Source organism: Mycobacterium sp. NS-7484, from assembly GCF_001953975.1.
In the GTDB taxonomy this organism is placed as follows: Bacteria; Actinomycetota; Actinomycetes; order Mycobacteriales; family Mycobacteriaceae; genus Mycobacterium.
The window spans coordinates 1-19,451 of record NZ_MBEJ01000036.1 but is presented as its reverse complement, the minus strand read 5'-3'; the positions used below and the strand labels follow the sequence as shown (position 1 = coordinate 19,451).

Here is a 19,451-nt window from a genome sequence, read left to right as displayed (position 1 = left end):
CCGAGGCAATCAACACCATCACCGACGAGGAGGAGAGTCACATGACAATATCCGCAGTACACCGCGACACAGCTGTCGATGGAACAGCTTCGGCACTGGTCTGCCCCAAAACCGAGGACTATCTGCCCTGGCAGGATGAGCAGCTCCGGGTTGACCCGTACCCCTTCTACGCGCGGGCTCTCGCCGAGGCGCCGGTCTCACTGGACTGGGACGGTGCCTATGTGCTGACGAAGTATGAGGACTTGATGCACTATGGCCGACTGCCTTCGGTGGTGATCGAGCCCGAGTGGGCCGAAGCCGGAGCGTGGGACATTCTCAAGGATATGGCTCTGGGTCGGGACGAGCCCGACCACACCCGGCTGAAGCGGATGACCGGTAAATGGCTGACGCCCAAGAAGATCAGAGAGTGGCTGAAGATCACCGAGGAGATCACCGACGAGCTGCTCGACGATATCGCTGAAGACGGTCTGGTCGACGGTTCGGATCTGGCGGTCGAGGTGGCGCACCGCACCATCTGCCGCGTGATGCAGGTGCCCGAGGACGGGGCGCAGGAGCTGCGTCGGGAGATGCGCAATGCCATGTTCGTCCTCAGCTCGGCCCGCGATCAGAGTGACCGCGACCAGTCTGTCGAAGCCCACGTGTACATGCAGGGCCGGGTGCGGGAGTGCATCGAGTACAAACGGGCCCACCCCGGAGATGGCCTGCTCGATGAGCTGCTGCGGCTCCAGGACACCGGTGAAATGGCCGAAGCCGAGGCCTTCGCCACGGCAGTGTTCTTCTACACCGTCGGCCACATGGATGCCAGCTACCTCATGTGCTCGGGGCTCAAGCTGTTCACCGAGAGGCCCGAGATCTTCGATGTCTTCCGCGCCGACCCTGATGTCCGCGACGCCATTGTGACCGAACTCGTGCGGTTCGACGCACCTGAGCCGGTTATCACCAGGTCGACAACCGAGGACCTCACGATCCGGGGCATCCATGTTCCGGCGGGGAGCCGGTTACGCCTGATGCTCGGTGCCGCCAACCACGATCCCGACGTCTACGACAACCCAGACGAGTTCGACTACACCCGACCGCCGGAGCAGTCACGCAGCATGACCTTCAGTTTCGGAGCACATACCTGCCAGGGAAAGCTGTTGGCTCAAGGGGAGATCCGCGTGTTGTGGGAGCGGATTGCCGCCCGCTATTCCCGCATCGAGCTCGCCGGCGAGCCGACGCTCAAGAACACCGACGCTTCGCGCCACTACTACACACTGCCGTTACGTCTGATCAAGTAGTTACCACCATCAACGCGCCGATAGTTGTTTCAGCGCAACACAATAAGAGAGAGAAGAGGAATATGACTGCATCGAGCCAGTCGACGACCACCACCGTGCGCATCCGGGACGTCGAGGCCATCGACCTCGAGGACTGGGGTCCGCTGCCGGAGGCCACCGGCGAGCCGATGGCCACAGAAGGCAAGAAGCTCTGGACCGGCGACGGAATCCTCGAGGTCGGGATCTGGAAGTGCGCTCCAGGGCCTTCCCGCTGGACCTTCGAGACCAACGAATCCATCACCGTGCTCTCGGGTCGTATGACTGCCACCGAAGACGGCGGCGAGCCCGTGGAGATCGAAGGCGGCGACAGCGCTGTCTTCCCCAAAGGTTGGACGGGCACCTGGGATATCCACGAGACAGTACTGAAGGTCTATACCGTCTTCTGACCAACCTACCCCCGGCCCGGTCGCGACCACCCCTGTTTCGACCGGGCCGGGGCCCACGCCCACAACCCCACAGCCCCAGGCCCAGGTTCTTGCTTTGGGTCCGAATCACGCTGCGTTCCACCGGGTTACCGGCCGACAACGCCACACGTACTTATCAACAGACTACGCTCGACCAGGAATTATTGGAGCATTCATGAAGATTGGTATTCCCCGCGAGATCAAGAACCACGAATACCGGGTGGCGATCACCCCCGCCGGTGTCCACGAGTTGACCGGTCGCGGCCACACGGTGCTGATCGAGGAATCCGCCGGAATCGGATCATCGTTCAGCGACATCGACTTCAAGGCGGCCGGCGCACAAATCCTGGCGACAGCGGACCAGGTGTGGGCCGAAGCGGATCTGCTGTTGAAGGTGAAGGAGCCGATCGAGTCCGAGTATCGCCAGCTCCGCAAGGGGCAGATCCTGTTCACCTACCTACACCTGGCTGCCTCACAAGCGTGCACCGATGCGCTATTGACGTCGGGCACCACGTCGATCGCCTACGAAACCGTGCAGGACGCCAACGGCAGCCTGCCCCTGCTGGCGCCGATGAGCGAGGTCGCGGGCCGACTGTCAGCACAGGTCGGGGCCTACCACCTCATGCGCAGCCACGGTGGTCGCGGCGCCCTGATGGCCGGTGTGCCCGGGGCAGCGCCGGCAGAGGTTGTCGTCATCGGCGGTGGTGTCGCCGGCTACAACGCCGCGCGTATCGCTGCGGGGATGGGTGCCCACGTCACTGTGTTCGACCTGAACATCAACACGCTGCGTCGTATCGACGGTGAGTTCCACGGTGCCGTCGAAACCCGGTACTCGTCGAGGCTGGACCTCGAAGAGGCGGTCAAGCAGGCAGATCTGGTGATCGGCGCCGTGCTGGTGCCGGGCGCGAAGGCGCCCAAACTCGTCACCAACAGCACTGTGGCCCAGATGAAGTCGGGCTCTGTGCTGGTCGACATCGCGATCGACCAGGGCGGCTGCTTCGAGGATTCGCGTCCGACGACCCACGACCAGCCGATCTTCGACGTGCACGACACGATCTTCTATTGCGTAGCCAACATGCCAGGTGCCGTACCGCGTACCTCGACGGTTGCTTTGACGAACGCGACGATGTCGTACGTCTTGAAATTGGCCGACCAGGGGTGGGAAGCGGCCTGCGCCGGCGATGCTGCGCTCACCAAGGGGCTCAGCACCCACGAAGGCGCGTTGTTGAGCGCCGAGGTCGCCGAGGCGCACGGTTACGACGTGGCGACGTTGTGACGACCGGCACCCACACCGGATAGGCCGCGGATCGGCACCCCCCTCCTAAAGGGGTGCCGATCAAGCACGAATCCACCCACGTGCACTGAACATGCTGTTGTGAAGCACTTCGACGAAAGCTGGAAGAACTGATGTTCTCGAAAGTCTTGGTCGCCAATCGGGGCGAGATTGCGATACGGGCGTTCCGGGCGGCCACCGAGCTGAAAGCGGCCACCGTCGCGGTCTATCCGCACGAGGATCGCAACTCGGTGCATCGGCTCAAGGCTGATGAGTCGTATCAGATCGGGCAGCAGGGGCACCCGGTCCGGGCGTATCTGAACATCGACGAGATCGTGGCGACCGCACTGGCGTGCGGAGCGGACGCCATCTATCCCGGGTACGGATTCCTCTCGGAGAACCCGCAATTGGCCGCCGCCTGTGCCGAGGCGGGTATCACGTTCGTCGGCCCCGGGGCCGACGTTCTGGAGCTGACCGGGAACAAGGCCCGCGCTATTGCAGCGGCGAGAGCGGCGGGGCTGCCCGTACTGGCCTCATCGGCACCGTCTGCCGACGTCGACGAACTGATGGCGGCCGCCGAGTCCATGGAGTTTCCTGTGTTCGTCAAGGCCGTGGCAGGTGGTGGTGGCCGAGGAATGCGCCGGGTCACCGATGCCGGCGAGTTGCCCACGGCGATCCGCGCGGCCAGCCGGGAGGCCGAGTCGGCGTTTGGGGATCCGACGGTGTTCCTGGAGCAGGCGGTGATCGATCCCCGGCATATCGAGGTGCAGATCCTGGCCGACACCCACGGCAACGTCATTCATCTGTTCGAGCGGGATTGCAGCGTCCAGCGTAGACACCAGAAGGTGATCGAGCTGGCTCCCGCCCCGAATCTGGACCCGGTGTTGCGGCAGAGGATGTGTACCGACGCGGTGGCGTTCGCCCGCCACATCGGATATTCGTGCGCGGGCACCGTGGAGTTTCTGGTCGATGAGCGCGGCAATTACGTGTTCATCGAGATGAATCCGCGTATTCAGGTCGAACACACGGTGACCGAGGAGATCACCGATGTCGACTTGGTGTCGGCGCAGCTGCGGATCGCCTCCGGCGAGAGCCTGGAATCGATCGGGTTGGCACAAGGCACGATCGTGGCGCATGGTGCCGCGCTGCAGTGCCGGATCACCACCGAAGATCCGGTCAACGGGTTCAGGCCCGATACCGGCCGGATCACCGCCTACCGCTCGCCGGGGGGTGCGGGAATCCGCCTCGACGGTGGTACCAATTTGGGTGCGGAGATACCGCCTCATTTCGATTCGCTCCTGGTCAAATTGACCTGCCGCGGACAAGATTTCGCGACAGCCGTTCGGCGGGCGCGAAGGGCGGTCGCGGAGTTCAGGATTCGTGGCGTGTCGACGAACATCCCGTTTCTGCAGGCGGTGTTGGACGAGCCCGACTTCGAGATGGGCCGGATCACCACGTCGTTCATCGAACAGCGCCCCGACCTGATGATCGCGCGCAGCAGCGCTGACCGGGGCACGAAGATCCTGAACTACCTGGCTGACATCACCGTGAACACACCACACGGGCCACGACCCTCCTCGGTGTATCCCGAAGACAAGCTGCCCGACATCGATCTGACGATCGCCCCTGCGGCCGGATCCAAACAGCGGCTGACAGAGCTGGGTCCTGACGGCTTTGCCGCATGGCTGCGCGACTCCCCGGCCCTGCAGATCACGGACACTACGTTCCGGGACGCTCATCAATCGCTGCTGGCCACCCGGTTGCGGTCCACGAGCCTGTTGGCGGTCGCCCCGTACATCTCCCGGATGACACCGCAGTTGCTGTCCCTCGAATGCTGGGGTGGCGCCACGTATGACGTCGCCCTGCGGTTCTTGAAGGAGGACCCGTGGGAGCGGCTGGCTGCGCTTCGGGAGGCGGTGCCGAACATTTGCTTGCAGATGTTGCTGCGAGGCCGCAACACCGTGGGCTACACGCCGTATCCGCCGTTGGTCACATCGGCATTCGTCGACGAGGCGGCGCGAACGGGGATCGACATCTTCCGTATCTTCGACGCGCTCAACAACGTGGACTCGATGCGGCCGGCGATCGATGCCGTCCGCGAGACGGGTACCGCGATCGCCGAAGTGGCGATGTCCTACACCGGGGATCTCAGCGATCCCGGCGAGCGGCTCTACACACTGGACTACTACCTGCGGCTTGCCGAGCAGATCGTGGATGCCGGGGCGCATGTGCTGGCGATCAAGGACATGGCGGGTCTGCTGCGGGTGCCGGCCGCCACAGCTTTGGTGTCGGCGCTCAAAGAGCGTTTCGATCTGCCGGTACATGTGCATACCCACGACACCCCGGGCGGCCAATTGGCGAGTTATGTCGCGGCTTGGCAGGCCGGAGCGGATGCTGTCGATGGGGCTGCCGCGCCACTGGCAGGCACCACGAGTCAGCCGGCGTTGTCCTCCATCGTGGCCGCGGCGCAACACAGCAGTTTCGATACCGGTGTGGACCTGTCGGCGGTGTGCGACCTGGAGCCCTACTTCGAGGCCTTGCGCAAGGTGTACGCACCTTTCGATGTCGCGGCCTCCGGTCCGGCGTCCCCGACCGGCCGCGTGTACACCCATGAGATTCCGGGCGGACAATTGTCGAATCTGCGTCAGCAGGCCATTGCGCTGGGGTTCGCCGATCACTTCGAGCAGATCGAGGCCAATTACGCTGCGGCGGACCGAGTCCTGGGACGATTGGTCAAGGTCACCCCGTCCTCCAAGGTTGTAGGTGACCTGGCATTGGCGTTGCTCGGAGCCGGCGCGTCGGCAGACGAATTCGCAGCCGACCCGGCGCGGTACGACATCCCCGACAGCGTCATCGGCTTCCTGCGGGGTGAGCTGGGCGACCCGCCGGGTGGCTGGCCGGAACCGTTACGGAGCAAGGCGCTCGACGGACGCGGCTCGGCCGGCAGCGAAGCACAGCTTGCTCTCGAAGACGAGGCGGTGCTCGCGGCGCCGGGTCCCAAGCGACAGTCCACGCTGAACAGATTGTTGTTTCCTGGGCCCACCAAGGAGTTCGAGGACCACCGTGAGCGGTATGGCGACACGTCGATGCTGTCGACGAATCAATTCTTCTACGGCTTGCGTCATGGCGAAGAGCACCGGGTCCGACTCGAGCGGGGCGTCGAGTTGCTCATCGGACTCGAGGCCATCTCGGAGGCTGACGAACGCGGCATGCGTACTGTCATGTGCATCATCAACGGCCAACTGCGGCCGGTGCTGGTGCGTGATCGCAGCATCGCCGCTGACGTGCCTGCCGCCGAAAAGGCTGACCGGGCCAATCCCGATCACGTCGCGGCACCGTTCGCCGGGGTGGTCACCGTGAACGTCGCGGTGGGGGATGTCGTGCAGGCGGGACAGCCCATCGCCACCATCGAGGCCATGAAGATGGAAGCCACCGTCACCGCGCCCAGACCCGGCACGGTGCAACTTATTGCAGTACCTGGGACGGCGCAGGTCGAACACGGCGACCTCCTGGCGGTGGTCGCGGGGTAACCACCCCCGGGCCTGAGATTGCTGCCTCGCTCAGGCGGGCGTCGTCTCCTGTTGTGCTCCGGCCGGGATCAGACCGAGCTGCTGCAGCATGCCCAAAGTGTCCCAGGTGACCCAACTTTCGGCGATCTTGCCGTCCTCGATCCGGTCGATGTCGATCAGGTGGATCCGGCTGTGCTTGCCGGTGGCCGGCCGACCCATGATCTCGCCGGTGTTGTCGCCCTGCGCCTCGATCATCGTGCACACGTGGTCGCCCTCGGCCAGTTGCATCTTGACGTCGAACTTCATGTTGGTGAACGACTTCCGGTACATCTGCATGAGGCTTCTCATGTGCTCGGGGCCGCGTTGGTCGCCGAACGGATCTTGGGTGTCATGGAACGCGGCACCGGGGGCAACGAGATCGTCCAATTCGCTCAAATCGCCGGAGGCGAATACCTCCCACACCCGACGTGAAATGGTCTTGTTCTGATCATCGGTCATGGTTCCGGCCTTTCCGGGAACAACCGCACGGCAGAGAACGTCCGCAGCTCACACGGTAAAACTGCGAGACGTAATGCGACAGATCCCGCGGACCGGTTGCTGCCACAGGCAACGACCGGGAAACTCACAAGAAGCGGCTGACCTGCTTCGCCGGGCCCGATGCGGCGCCGGTTTCGGCTCGGATTCAACCCGACGCTGCGGGGATCATCAATCGACCCAGCTCGGCGGACGTTTCTGCAGGAACGCCATCATGCCTTCCCGCGCCTCGTCGGAGACGAACAACCGCGCCGACTGTTGCGTCAACGCCTCGGCGTTCTCGTCGAACCCGCGCAGGATCGAGGCCGTCGTCAGCGCCTTCGACGTGGCCAGCCCCTGCGGTGATCCCTTCGCGATCTCGGCCGTCAGCGCGGCCACGGCCGCGTCGACGTCGTCCGCGGCCACGGTGACCAACCCGATCTCAGCCGCCTCGGTGGCCCCGAACTTCTCACCGGTGACGAAGTAGCGCCCCGCCGCCCGGGGCGACATCTTCGGGAGCAAGGTCAACGAGATGATCGACGGCGCAACCCCGATGCGCGCCTCGGTCAGCGCGAACGTACTGGCCGGTCCGGCCACGACGAGATCACACGCACCGACCAGGCCCATGCCGCCGGCCCGCACATGCCCGTCGATCGCACCGATCACCGGAACCGGAAGTTCCAGGATCGCCCGCAACGTGGTCGTCATCTCCCGGGCCCGACCAACGGCGATGTCTCCCGGATCCTGCCCGGCCGCCTCGCCCAGATCCGCACCCGCACAGAAGGTTCCGCCGGTGTGCCCGAGCACCACCACCCGGACGCGCGGATCGGCCGCCGCGTCGTCCAGACCCTGGTGGAGCTGGGTCACCAGCGCCGTGGACAGCGCGTTGCGGTTGTGCGGGGAGTCCAGGGTCAATCGGGCGACGTTGCCCTCGACGCGATACCGGACGAGCTCGGACATCAGTACGACCGGGGAAGGCCGAGGGACGTCTGCGCGACGAAGTTCAGGATCATCTCGCGGCTCACCGGGGCGATCCGGGCCAACTTCGACGCATTGACCGCGGCGGCGATGCCGTACTCCTTGGTCAGCCCGTTGCCACCGAGGGATTGCACGGCCTGGTCGACCGCGCGGACCGATGCCTCACCCGCGGCGTACTTGGCCATGTTGGCCGCCTCGGCCGCACCGAAGTCATCGCCCGAGTCGTACAGGGTCGCGGCCTTCTGCATCATCAGCTTGGCCAGTTCGATCTCGATATGGTTCTGCGCCAACGGATGTGACAGCCCCTGGTGTGAGCCGATCGGAACCTTCCAGACCTGGCGGGTCTTGACGTAGTCGACGGCCTTGCTGATCGCGAAGCGGCCCATGCCGACCGCCGACGCCGCACCCATGATCCGCTCGGGGTTCAGCCCGGCGAACAGCTGCGCGATCGCGGCATCCTCGGAACCCACCAGCGCGTCGGCCGGCAGGCGCACGTCGTCGAGGAACACCTGGAACTGGCTTTCCGGGCTGATGATCTCCATCTCGATCTTCGTCCAGTGCAAGCCCGGGGTATCGGTGGGGATGACGAACAGGGCCGGCTTGAGGTTGCCGGTCTTGTGATCTTCCGTGCGGCCGACGACGAGTACTGCCTGTGCCTGGTCGATGCCGGAGATGAACGTCTTCTGGCCCTTGAGGATCCAGTCGCTGCCGTCGCGGCGGGCAGTGGTGGTGATGCGGTGGCTGTTGGACCCCGCATCGGGCTCGGTGATCGCGAAGGCCATGGTGATCGACCCGTCGGCGATACCGGGAATCCAGCGCTTCTTCTGCTCCTCGGTGCCGAACTTGGAGATGATCGTGCCGTTGATCGCGGGGGAGACTACCATCATCAGCAGCGCCGCACCGGAGGACGCCATCTCCTCCATCACGAGGGACAGCTCGTACATGCCGGCACCACCGCCGCCGTACTCCTCGGGCAGGTTCACCCCGATGAAGCCGAGTTTGCCTGCCTCGTTCCACAATTCGGTGGTGTGCTCGCCGGCGCGAGCCTTCTCCAGGTAGTAGTCCTGGCCGTAGTTGGCGGCCATCGCGGCTACCGCCTGACGCAGCGCCTTCTGTTCTTCGGTCTCGATGAAGCTCATGATTGTTCTCCTTCTTCGGATTGCACGCGGGCAAGGACGGCGCCGACCTCGACCTGTTGGCCCGCGGCGACATTGAGTTCGGCCAACACGCCGTCTTCGGGCGCGGCGATGGTGTGCTCCATCTTCATGGCCTCCAGCCAGATCAGCGGCTGTCCGGCGGTGACGGTATCGCCGACGGCCGCCCCGACGCGGACGACAGAACCCGGCATCGGCGCCAGCAGTGAGCCGTGTGCGACGGCGTCGTTCGGATCAGGGAACCGCGGGAGCGCCGTGAATTGGACCGGCCCCAGCGGTGAGTCGACGTAGACCTGATCGTCGTACCGTGCCACCTCGAACGCGCGCTCGACACCGTGGACCGACAGCGCCACCCGTTCCGGCGTCGCCGCCACCAGGGCAACCCCGTCGTCGTCAGGCAACTCCACCCCGGCACGGGTAAACCGGTAGCGCACCGGCACCTCGTCACCCACAGCGTCGCGGTAGGTCCGCGTCTGATGCCCCGAGGCCAGGTTGCGCCACCCGCTCGGCGCCGGACCGAAAGCCCGTGCCGTGCGGCGGTTATGCGCGGCGTCGGCCAGCGTCGCGGCGATCGCCGAGAGCGTCACCGCGTCCGCGTCGGCCAACGGCGTGGCCAGGTCATCGAGCCCGTGAGTATCGAAGAACGCCGTGTCGGTGGCCCCGTCGAGGAACGCCGGATGTCGCAGCACGTTCACCAACAGATCGCGGTTGGTACGCAGCCCGTGAATCTTGGTGCGGGCCAACGCATCGGCCAGCACGGTCGCTGCCTGACGCCGGGTCGGGGCGTAGGAGATGACCTTGGCGAGCATGGGGTCGTAGAAGATCGACACCACCGAACCGTCTTCGATGCCGGTGTCGACGCGCACGTTCCCGGGCACCTCGAATCGGTGGACCGTGCCGGCTTGCGGCTGCCACCCCTTGGCGGGATCCTCGGCGTAGAGACGTACCTCAATGGCCGAACCGTGCGAGGCCGGAGGTTCAGCGTCGAGCCGGCCGCCGTCGGCGACGAGGATCTGCAGTTCCACCAGGTCCAGTCCGGTGGTTTCCTCGGTGACCGGATGTTCCACCTGCAGACGGGTGTTCATCTCCAGGAAGAAGAAGTCGCCGCGCTCGTCCGCCATGAATTCGACCGTGCCCGCACCCGTGTAGCCGATCGCCTCGGCGGCCAGCCGGGCCGCGTCGAACAACTTCTCGCGCATCCCCGGCGTGCGCTCCACCAAAGGCGAAGGAGCTTCCTCGACCACCTTCTGATGACGACGCTGAATCGAGCACTCGCGTTCACCGACCGCCCACACCGTGCCGTGCTCATCGGCGAGCACCTGCACCTCGACGTGGTGGCCGGCCGCCAGGTAACGCTCGCAGAACACCGTCGGATCCCCGAACGCCGACTGTGCCTCACGCTGGGCAGCGGCGACTTCATCTGGCAGAGCGGACAGTTCACGCACCACCCGCATGCCTCGGCCGCCGCCACCGGCTGAGGCCTTCACCAGCACCGGCAGTTGATCGGCGGTCACGGTGGCCGGGTCGAGCTCGGTCAGCACCGGAACACCCGCGGCGGCCATCATCTTCTTGGCCTCGATCTTGGAACCCATGGCCCGCACGGCATTCACCGGTGGGCCGATCCAGGTCAGCCCGGCATCCAGCACCGCGGCCGCGAAATCGGGGTTTTCCGAGAGGAATCCATAGCCTGGGTGAACGGCGTCGGCACCGGCAGCCTGGGCCGCGGCGATGATCTGAGCGGCGTCGAGATAGCCGTTGGTGCCTTCCAGACGCACTCGGGCGTCGGCCTCGGCGACATGGGGTGACCCGGCGTCCGGATCGGTGTACACCGCAACGGTGCCGATACCGAGGCGACGGCAGGTCTCGAACACCCGGCGGGCGATCTCCCCGCGGTTGGCGACCAGAACTCTCGTAATCATGGGGCTCACATCCTGAAGACGCCGAAGTTCGACGTCCCCTCGATCGGGCCATTAGCGATGGCGGACAAGCACATTCCCAGCACGGTCCGGGTGTCGCGGGGGTCGATCACCCCGTCGTCGTACAGCCGGCCGGACAAGAACATCGGCAGCGACTCTGCCTCGATCTGCGCTTCCACCGCAGCCCGCAGCGCGGCGTCGGCGGCCTCGTCGAGCTGTTGACCGCGGGCCTGCGCGGCGGCGCGGCTGACGATCGAGAGCACGCCGGCCAACTGGGTCCCGCCCATCACCGCGGACTTCGACGATGGCCACGCGAACAGGAACCGCGGGTCATAGGCCCGGCCGCACATGCCGTAGTGGCCTGCGCCGTAGGACGCGCCGATCAGCAGGGAGATGTGCGGCACCGTCGAATTGGACACCGCGTTGATCATCATCGAGCCGTGCTTGATCATGCCGCCCTCTTCGTACTGCTTACCCACCATGTAGCCGGTGGTGTTGTGCAGGAACAGAAGTGGGGTATCGGACCGGTTGGCCAGCTGGATGAACTGCGTGGCCTTCTGCGATTCCTCGCTGAACAGCACCCCGCGGGCATTGGCCAGAATCCCGACCGGGTAGCCGTACAGCGTGGCCCACCCCGTCACCAGTGACGACCCGTACAACGGTTTGAACTCGTCGAAATCCGAGCCGTCGACGATGCGGGCGATCACATCCCGCGGATCGAACGGGATGCGCAGATCGGCGGGCACGATGCCGATGAGCTCGTCGGGTGAGAACAGCGGCTCGACCACCGGCGCAGGCGTCGGCCCCTTCTTGCGCCAGTTCAGCCGGGCCACGATACGCCGGCCGATGCGGATGGCATCGAGCTCGTCGTTGGCCAGGTAGTCACCGAGACCCGAAGTGCGCGCGTGCATCTCGGCGCCACCCAGGGATTCGTCGTCGGACTCCTCGCCGGTGGCCATCTTGACCAGCGGTGGGCCGGCCAGGAACACCTTGGAGCGTTCCTTGATCATCACCACGTGATCGGACATGCCCGGCACATAGGCCCCGCCGGCCGTCGAGTTGCCGAACACCAGCGCGATCGTCGGGATGCCTGCCGCCGACAGCCGGGTCAGGTCACGGAACATCTGCCCGCCCGGGATGAAGATCTCCTTCTGCGTGGGCAGATCGGCACCGCCGGACTCGACGAGGGAGATCACCGGAAGCCGGTTCTCCATCGCGATCTGATTGGCGCGCAGGATCTTCTTGAGCGTCCACGGGTTGCTGGTGCCGCCCTTGACGGTGGGGTCATTGGCGACGATCAGGCACTCGACCCCTTCGACGGCGCCGATGCCGCAGACCACGGAGGCGCCCACGGTGAAATCACTGCCCCAGGCCGCCAACGGGCTCAGTTCCAGGAACGGGGCGTCGGGATCCAACAGCAACTCGACCCGCTCGCGTGCGGTGAGCTTGCCGCGCCCGTGATGGCGGTCCACATACTTCGGGCCGCCGCCGGCCAGCGCCTTGGCGTGCTCGGCGTCGAGTTCGGCCAGCTTGGTCGCCATCACCTCGGCGGCCTCGGTGAACGCGGGGGAGCCGGGGTCGATGGTCGATTTCAGGGTGGTCACGACTGGAACCCCAATGTCTTTGCGGCGAGCGAGGTCAGGATCTCGGTGGTGCCGCCGCCGATACCCAGGATGCGCATGTCGCGGTACTGCCGCTCGACCTCGGATTCGGCCATATAGCCCATCCCGCCGAACAATTGGACGGCCTGGTTGGCCACCCACTCGCCGGTCTCCACCGCCGTGTTCTTCGCGAAGCACACCTCGGGAATCAGATTTTGCTCACCGGCGAGCTGCCGCTCGACGACATGGCGCGTGTACACCCGGGCGATGTCGATGCGGCGGGCCATCTCGGCCAACGTGTTCTGTATCGACTGGCGGGAGATCAGTGGTTTGCCGAACGTCTCGCGATCCCGGCACCACTGCACGGTCAGGTCCAGACAGCGCTGTGCACTGGCGTACGCCTGCACGGCCAGGCCCACTCGCTCGGAGACGAACGCCGCGGCGATCTGGAGGAAGCCAGAGTTCTCCGCGCCGATCAAGTTCGCGACGGGCACCCGCACGTCGGTGTAGGACAGCTCGGCGGTATCGCTTGAGCGCCAACCCATCTTGTCGAGTTTGCGGGTGACCTCAAAGCCCGGGGCGGGCTTGTCCACCACGATCAGCGAGACGCCCGCCGCGCCCGGGCCGCCGGTGCGCGCCGCGGTGACGACATAGTCGGCGCGCACGCCGGAGGTGATGTAGGTCTTGGCGCCGTTGAGCACATACTCATCGCCTTCGCGTGCCGCGCGCGTGGTCAGATGCCCGACGTCGGACCCGCCGCCCGGCTCGGTGATAGCGAGAGACCCGATCTTCTCCCCGCGCAACGTGGGCTTCACATACGTCTCGATCAGCCGCTCATCGCCGGAGGCGATCATGTGCGGCACCGCGATACCGCACGTGAACAGCGAGGCGAACACGCCACCGGGCGAACCGGCGTAATGCATTTCCTCGCAGATGATCACCGCGTCGGCCCCGTCGCCGCCACCGCCGCCAACCGACTCGGGGAAGTTGGCGCCCAGCAGCCCGGCCTCGCCGGCCTTGCGGTGCAATTCGCGGGGAAGCTCGCCGGTGCGCTCCCACTCGGCGGCGTGGGGCAGCACCTCGCGTTCGGCGAAACTGCGCACGGTCTTGCGCAATGCCTCGCGCTCAGGCGAATTCCAGATGCTCACGTGAAGAATTCCTCCGGGATATCGAGATGACGGCTGCGCAACCATTCGCCCAGCCCTTTCGCCTGCGGATCGAATCGGGCCTGATACGCCACGCCCTGGCCGAGAATGCCTTCGATCACAAAGTTCACGGCCCGCAGATTCGGCAGCACGTGCCGGGTGACCGGCAGATCGGCTGTCTCGGGCAACAATTCACGCAACTTGTCGACGGTCAACGTGTGGACCAGCCAGCGCCACTCCGCATCTGCCTTTTCCCCCGTCGCTTCGCTCGCCCCGTCAGTACGCACCCACACGCCGACATTCGCCGACCCACCCTTGTCACCGCTGCGCGCCCCAGCCAACGTGCCCAGTGCGGCGCGCCGGGTAGGACCGGCCGGAAGTGGTTCGGGCAGCGCAGGTTCGGTCACCGGCGCCAACGGCAGGGTCTCAACCGCCGGTGCGATGTCAACCCGCGCGCCGTCGGCAAGGACGGCGACGTGTGGCACCTCGGTGGCGTCGACGTATCCGGGAACGAACACGCCGTACACCTGACCGTCACCGGGCGGTGCCGTCGTGGTGAATCCCGGATAGCTGGCCAGCGCGAGTTCGACTCCGGCCGAGGAGAACTGGCGCCCCACGACGTTGGGATCCGGATCGCGGACCACGCAGTGCAGCAGCGCGCTGGCGGTCTCTTCGGTGTCGGCGTCGGGATGATCGGTACGCGCCAGCGTCCACTCCAGCTCGGCAGGACGGACTTTCAGCCCGGCCTCCAACTGACTCCGCACCAGCTGGGCCTTGGCCTCGACGTCCAGGCCGGTCAACACGAACGTGGCCGCGTTGCGGAAACCGCCGATGCTGTTGCACGACACCTTCAGTGTCGGCGGCGGGGCCTCACCCGTCAATCCGGAGATACGGACCCGGTCGTCGCCATCGGCGCTCAACTGCAACGAGTCCACCCGCAGCGTCACATCGGGATTGGCGTACCGCGCCCCGGTGATCTCGTAGAGCAGCTGTGCGGTGACGGTGCCGACGCTGACCTGCCCACCGGTGCCGGGATGTTTGGTGATCACCGAGGACCCGTCGCCCGAGATCTCGGCGATCGGGAAGCCGGGGCTGGTCAGATCTGGAATTTCGGAAAAGAACGAGTAGTTGCCGCCGGTGGCCTGTGTCCCGCATTCGATGACGTGGCCGGCGGCCACGGCCCCGGCGAGCGCGTCGTAATCGGTGGACTTCCACCCGAAGTGCGCGGCCGCAGGCCCGACGATCACCGATGCGTCCGTCACCCGGCCGGTGACGACGACGTCGGCGCCGGAATTCAGGCACTCGACGATGCCCCACGCACCCAGATACGCGTTGGCCGCCAGGGGAGTGCCCAGCCCGAGTTCGGAAGCCCGGCCCACGAGATCGTCGCCCTCGACGTGCGCGACGTTGACGGACAGACCCAGGCGCTCGGCCAGGGATCGGACCGCGGCGGCCAGCCCTGCGGGGTTCAGCCCGCCGGCATTGGCGACGATCTTCACGCCGTTCTCGAGCGCCAGCCCGAGTGACTGCTCCAGCTGGGTCAAGAAGGTTTTGGCGTAGCCGCAGTCCGGGTTCTTGGCCCGGTCCCGGGCCAGGATCAGCATGGTGAGCTCGGCGAGATAATCGCCGGTCAGATAGTCCAGCTCGCCGCCGGTCAGCATGTCGTGCATCGCGGTCAGGCGGTCGCCGTAGAACCCCGAACAGTTGCCGATCCGTACTACTGGAGGCACACGAACTCCCGTCAACGCCGAAAGGGACCCAACCAACCGGTAGGTTAACGGGTACCGCCGGTCCCACGTCAAGGGGTGTCGGGCCCATCTCCAGATTGCACTGAGGGACAGAATCAGGCGGCGTTTTGTCCCTGGGTGCAATTCGGCCGCCACCCACGGCTGCGCAATGCTCGTTCGACACGCGCGATTACGTCGACGATGTCGTCCTCGGCGATCACCCGAATGACGATCCAGCCCAGCGCTTCCAGCTTGCGCAACGTCTTCTGGTCCTGCACGTAACGCCTGCGATCGGACTGGTGAAAGATTCCGTCGTAGTTGACTGCGACGCCGTATTGTTCCCAGCCCATATCCATGACCGCGATGCGGCGGCGGGCGTGGATCACCGTGATCTGGGTCTGCTCGGGAGGCATTCCGGCGTCGGTCAGCTGCAGTCGCAGCCAGGTTTCCCGCGGGGAATCGGCACCCGCGTCGACCAGCGGCAGCGCGACCCGCAGCGCCCGGATCCCGCGAGCCCTCGGATAGCGTTCGATCAGCGGGACGACATCGTCGACACGGACCTGCAGGGTCCAGGCCAGCGCGTCGATCCGTGCGACAGCCTCATCGCGAGGAAGGTGACGCCCCAGATCGAACGCGGTCCGTGCCGGTGTCGTCACCGGTAGGCCGGCCACACGTGTGATCTCGTCCTCGGCGTAGGTCTCGTTGCGCACGATCAATCCGTGCGGTGGCCTGCCGTTGCGCCAGATGAGTTCGATGGGGATATCGGCGTCGACGTAGGCGGCCCCGTGCAGTGCTGATGCGGCGACTCCGGCGATCACCGCCCGGCGGCCCGACCACAGCCAAGCACCGATGCTTCGGTCACGCAGTGTCGGTTCGCCGCGTACGTATACGTCCGGAAAAATTCGTTGGTAGTGGTACCTGAGGTCGTTGCGTGTGACGACTCCGTTGGCCAACGCTTCACTGCCGATCAACACCCCGCCCATGGCGGAATGCTGGCATGCGGCACCGACACGGCATCGAGATTGATTCCAGGGACAGAAACGGCCGGGTTTTTGTCCCTCACTGCAATCTCGGCGGTGACGAGCCGGCGAGGCCCGCTCGGCCCGGTCCATCCCACGTTTTGGAGGGCCGCCAGGTCACCCGTTACTCTGTAGGGCAGTCGTCTGCCGCTGCCGTGCGCGCGGCAACCCCCAAAGCAAGGAGATGCACGTCATGGCTGTGCCCAAGCGCAGAATGTCGCGCGCGAACACCCGTAGCCGGCGCGCGCAGTGGAAGGCCGAGGCCACCGGTCTGGTCGGCGTGAATGTCGCCGGTCAGCAGCACAAGGTGCCGCGCCGTCTGCTCAAGGCCGCTCGTCTGGGTCTCGTCGACCTCGACAAGCGCTAACACCGCACGCACCTTTTTTCAAAAAGCGCTATCCGTAAGTGATAGCGCTTTTTGTCGTGTCCAGCCACCGTCGGGGCCGCCCCGGCCACGCAAAACGCTCGGCGAATTTGCGGCGCGCCTCTCAGCCCCCTCTCAGATAGCGGGTTGAAACTGTGCCTGTGCGCATACTTGTCGTTGACGACGATCGCGCTGTGCGCGAATCCCTGCGCCGGTCGCTTTCCTTCAATGGTTATTCGGTCGAGCTGGCCCAAGACGGGGTCGAAGCTCTCGAATCGATAGCAAACGACCGGCCCGACGCCGTGGTCCTGGATGTGATGATGCCGCGGCTGGACGGCCTCGAGGTGTGCCGGCAGCTGCGCAGCACCGGGGACGATCTGCCGATCCTGGTGCTCACCGCCCGCGACTCGGTGTCCGAGCGGGTCGCCGGTCTGGACGCCGGGGCCGATGACTACCTGCCCAAGCCGTTCGCCCTCGAAGAGCTGCTGGCCCGGATGCGGGCGTTGCTACGCCGAACCGTCTCCGACGACGGCGCCGACTCGCAGAAGATGACGTTCTCCGACCTGACCCTGGACCCGGTGACCCGTGAGGTGACCCGCGGCCAGCGTCAGATCAGCCTCACCCGCACCGAGTTCTCGCTGCTGGAGATGCTGATCGCCAACCCGCGCCGGGTGCTCACCCGTAGCCGCATCCTCGAAGAGGTGTGGGGTTTCGACTTCCCGACCTCCGGCAACGCCCTCGAGGTGTACATCGGGTACCTGCGGCGCAAGACCGAGGCCGAGGGCGAGCCGCGACTGATCCACACCGTGCGGGGCGTCGGTTACGTGCTGCGCGAAACTCCCCCCTGATTTGATGGCGCTCAACGCAAACACCTGGCGCAACACCAGCTCACTGTCACTGCGCTGGCGCGTGATGATGCTCGCGATGTCGATGGTGGCCATGGTCGTGGTGCTGATGGCCGTCGCCGTCTACGCCGTGGTGTCCCGCGCGCTCTACGACGACCTGGACAACCAGCTGCACAGCCGCGCCCGGCTCCTCATCGAGAGCGGTTCACTGGCCGCCGATCCCGGCAAGGCGATCGAGGGCACCGCCTACTCCGACGTCAACGCGATGCTGGTGATCCCGGGCCGGTCCATCTACACCGCCAACCAGCAGGGCCAGATGCTGCCGTTGGGACAGGCCGAAAAGGACGTCATCTCAGGCGAACTGCTGATGTCACTGCGCACCGCCAACCATCAGCGGGTGCTGGCGGTGCACCTGGCCAACGGCAGCTCCCTGTTGATCTCCAAGAGCCTGGCCCCCACGGTCCAAGTGCTGCGAAGACTGGGCACCGTGCTGCTCATCGTCGGCGGCGTGGGCGTGGCCGTCGCGGCCATGGCCGGTGGTGCCGTGGCCAGAGCCGGACTGCGGCCGGTGGGCCGGCTCACCGAGGCCGCCGAGCGGGTGGCCCGCACCGATGACCTGCGGCCCATCCCGGTGGTCGGCAGCGACGAGTTGGCCCGGCTCACCGAGGCGTTCAACATGATGCTGCGGGCGCTGGCCGAATCGCGGGAACGGCAGGCCCGGTTGGTGTCCGATGCCGGGCACGAGCTGAGGACACCGCTGACCTCGCTGCGCACCAATGTCGAGCTGCTGATGGCCTCGCAGGCCCCAGGGGCACCGCCGCTGCCCGAGGACGAGATGGCCGGCCTGCAGGCCGATGTGATCGCGCAGATCGAGGAGCTCTCCACCTTGGTCGGCGACCTCGTCGACCTCACCCGCGACGACGCCGGCGGCATCACGCCGGAACCGGTCGACATGTCCGAGGTCGTCGACCGCAGCCTGGAACGGGTCCGGCGGCGCCGCAACGACATCGAGTTCGATGTCGACGTCATCGGCTGGCAGGTGTTCGGCGATGCGCCCGGGCTCGGGCGAGCCGTGCTCAACCTGCTCGACAACGCCGCCAAGTGGAGCCCGGCCGGCGGCCGGGTCGGGGTGCGGCTGCGGCAGATCGACCCGACACATGCCGAGCTGGTGGTTTCCGATCAGGGGCCCGGCATCCCGCCGCAGGAACGCGCCCTGGTTTTCGAGCGCTTCTACCGTTCGGATGCGGCCAGGGCGATGCCCGGATCAGGTCTCGGGTTGGCTATCGTCCAGCAGGTGGTGCTGAAACACGGTGGCGCACTGCGGATTGACGAGACCGTGCCGGGTGGCGATCCGCCGGGCACCTCGATCTACCTGATGCTGCCGGGGCAGCCGATTCCCAACGTCGACGCGACACACATGCGGCCGGTCGATGATGGGCACACCGTCGGCACGGAGAAAAAGTGAGACAGTTGGATCAGTCGGGGGACGAGTCGCGGATGGATCGAATCTCTAAGTGGATTCTCAGCCCATCTGGGCAACCAGAGTGGCCGCCGCTTCGTTTGACGAAGTGACGGCCACGAGGGTTGGAGATACGGGTCGGGGGGGGCCCCGCGCCGACCCCGGACCATTTACAAGAGAAGTGGCCGCCGCCCCAAGGCGCACCCCCCCCGGGGCCCCCCCCCGCCC

The 19,451-nt window shown here is 66.0% G+C and carries 15 protein-coding genes; 7 read left to right on the top strand and 8 right to left on the bottom strand.

All coding sequences use genetic code 11. The features are described from left to right. The first annotated feature begins 41 nt into the window (after positions 1 to 41). The 4 genes from A5733_RS08570 to A5733_RS08555 all read left to right on the top strand — a co-directional run bounded on the left by A5733_RS08570 (position 42) and on the right by A5733_RS08555 (position 6,523). Positions 42 to 1,277, top strand: coding sequence for a cytochrome P450 (locus tag A5733_RS08570; RefSeq protein WP_067768960.1), 1,236 nt, complete (start codon positions 42 to 44; stop codon positions 1,275 to 1,277). Between the two features lie 62 nt (positions 1,278 to 1,339). Then, a complete protein-coding gene (locus A5733_RS08565; RefSeq protein WP_067768962.1) occupies positions 1,340 to 1,702 on the top strand; it encodes a cupin domain-containing protein in 363 nt (120 codons plus the stop codon). A gap of 193 nt (positions 1,703 to 1,895) precedes the next feature. After that, positions 1,896 to 2,996: an alanine dehydrogenase gene (ald, locus tag A5733_RS08560; protein ID WP_067768964.1), complete on the top strand. Its 1,101-nt coding sequence runs from the start codon at positions 1,896 to 1,898 to the stop codon at positions 2,994 to 2,996. A gap of 131 nt (positions 2,997 to 3,127) precedes the next feature. Then, complete coding sequence (locus A5733_RS08555; protein ID WP_067768966.1) at positions 3,128 to 6,523, top strand: pyruvate carboxylase; 3,396 nt, start codon at positions 3,128 to 3,130, stop codon at positions 6,521 to 6,523. Between the two features lie 30 nt (positions 6,524 to 6,553). Here A5733_RS08555 and A5733_RS08550 read toward each other — a convergent pair whose 3' ends face one another. The 8 genes from A5733_RS08550 to A5733_RS08515 form a co-directional block, all read right to left on the bottom strand. After that, the gene (locus A5733_RS08550) at positions 6,554 to 7,000 is read right to left on the bottom strand and encodes an ester cyclase (RefSeq protein ID WP_076239817.1); all 447 of its coding nucleotides are present in this window, start codon (positions 6,998 to 7,000) and stop codon (positions 6,554 to 6,556) included. A gap of 207 nt (positions 7,001 to 7,207) precedes the next feature. After that, positions 7,208 to 7,975 carry an enoyl-CoA hydratase family protein gene (locus A5733_RS08545; protein WP_076239816.1) on the bottom strand — a complete coding sequence of 256 codons (768 nt, stop codon included), beginning with the start codon at positions 7,973 to 7,975 and terminating at the stop codon, positions 7,208 to 7,210. Beyond that, on the bottom strand, positions 7,975 to 9,132 hold the full coding sequence (locus tag A5733_RS08540; protein WP_076239815.1) for an acyl-CoA dehydrogenase family protein: 1,158 nt from the start codon (positions 9,130 to 9,132) through the stop codon (positions 7,975 to 7,977). Before A5733_RS08540 ends, A5733_RS08545 begins: the two co-directional genes overlap by 1 nt. Continuing rightward, complete coding sequence (locus tag A5733_RS08535) at positions 9,129 to 11,066, bottom strand: biotin carboxylase N-terminal domain-containing protein (protein ID WP_076239814.1); 1,938 nt, start codon at positions 11,064 to 11,066, stop codon at positions 9,129 to 9,131. Before A5733_RS08535 ends, A5733_RS08540 begins: the two co-directional genes overlap by 4 nt. Before the next feature lie 5 nt (positions 11,067 to 11,071). Beyond that, the gene (locus A5733_RS08530) at positions 11,072 to 12,604 is read right to left on the bottom strand and encodes an acyl-CoA carboxylase subunit beta (RefSeq protein WP_198938753.1); all 1,533 of its coding nucleotides are present in this window, start codon (positions 12,602 to 12,604) and stop codon (positions 11,072 to 11,074) included. A 59-nt stretch (positions 12,605 to 12,663) separates the two neighbouring features. After that, the gene (locus tag A5733_RS08525) at positions 12,664 to 13,812 is read right to left on the bottom strand and encodes an acyl-CoA dehydrogenase family protein (protein WP_076239812.1); all 1,149 of its coding nucleotides are present in this window, start codon (positions 13,810 to 13,812) and stop codon (positions 12,664 to 12,666) included. After that, entirely contained in the window at positions 13,809 to 15,539 is a 1,731-nt protein-coding gene (locus tag A5733_RS08520; RefSeq protein WP_076239811.1) for an acyclic terpene utilization AtuA family protein, read from the bottom strand. Before A5733_RS08520 ends, A5733_RS08525 begins: the two co-directional genes overlap by 4 nt. 113 nt (positions 15,540 to 15,652) lie before the next feature. Further along, complete coding sequence (locus tag A5733_RS08515; protein WP_076239810.1) at positions 15,653 to 16,519, bottom strand: hypothetical protein; 867 nt, start codon at positions 16,517 to 16,519, stop codon at positions 15,653 to 15,655. 229 nt (positions 16,520 to 16,748) lie between these two features. Here A5733_RS08515 and rpmF point away from each other — a divergent pair, with 229 nt between their 5' ends. The 3 genes from rpmF to A5733_RS08500 all read left to right on the top strand — a co-directional run bounded on the left by rpmF (position 16,749) and on the right by A5733_RS08500 (position 19,229). After that, the gene (gene rpmF / locus A5733_RS08510) at positions 16,749 to 16,922 is read left to right on the top strand and encodes a 50S ribosomal protein L32 (protein WP_003885704.1); all 174 of its coding nucleotides are present in this window, start codon (positions 16,749 to 16,751) and stop codon (positions 16,920 to 16,922) included. A gap of 158 nt (positions 16,923 to 17,080) precedes the next feature. Continuing rightward, on the top strand, positions 17,081 to 17,767 hold the full coding sequence (locus A5733_RS08505) for a response regulator transcription factor (RefSeq protein ID WP_067772571.1): 687 nt from the start codon (positions 17,081 to 17,083) through the stop codon (positions 17,765 to 17,767). A 4-nt stretch (positions 17,768 to 17,771) separates the two neighbouring features. Further along, positions 17,772 to 19,229, top strand: coding sequence for a HAMP domain-containing sensor histidine kinase (locus A5733_RS08500; protein ID WP_076239809.1), 1,458 nt, complete (start codon positions 17,772 to 17,774; stop codon positions 19,227 to 19,229). Positions 19,230 to 19,451: the final 222 nt, after the last annotated feature.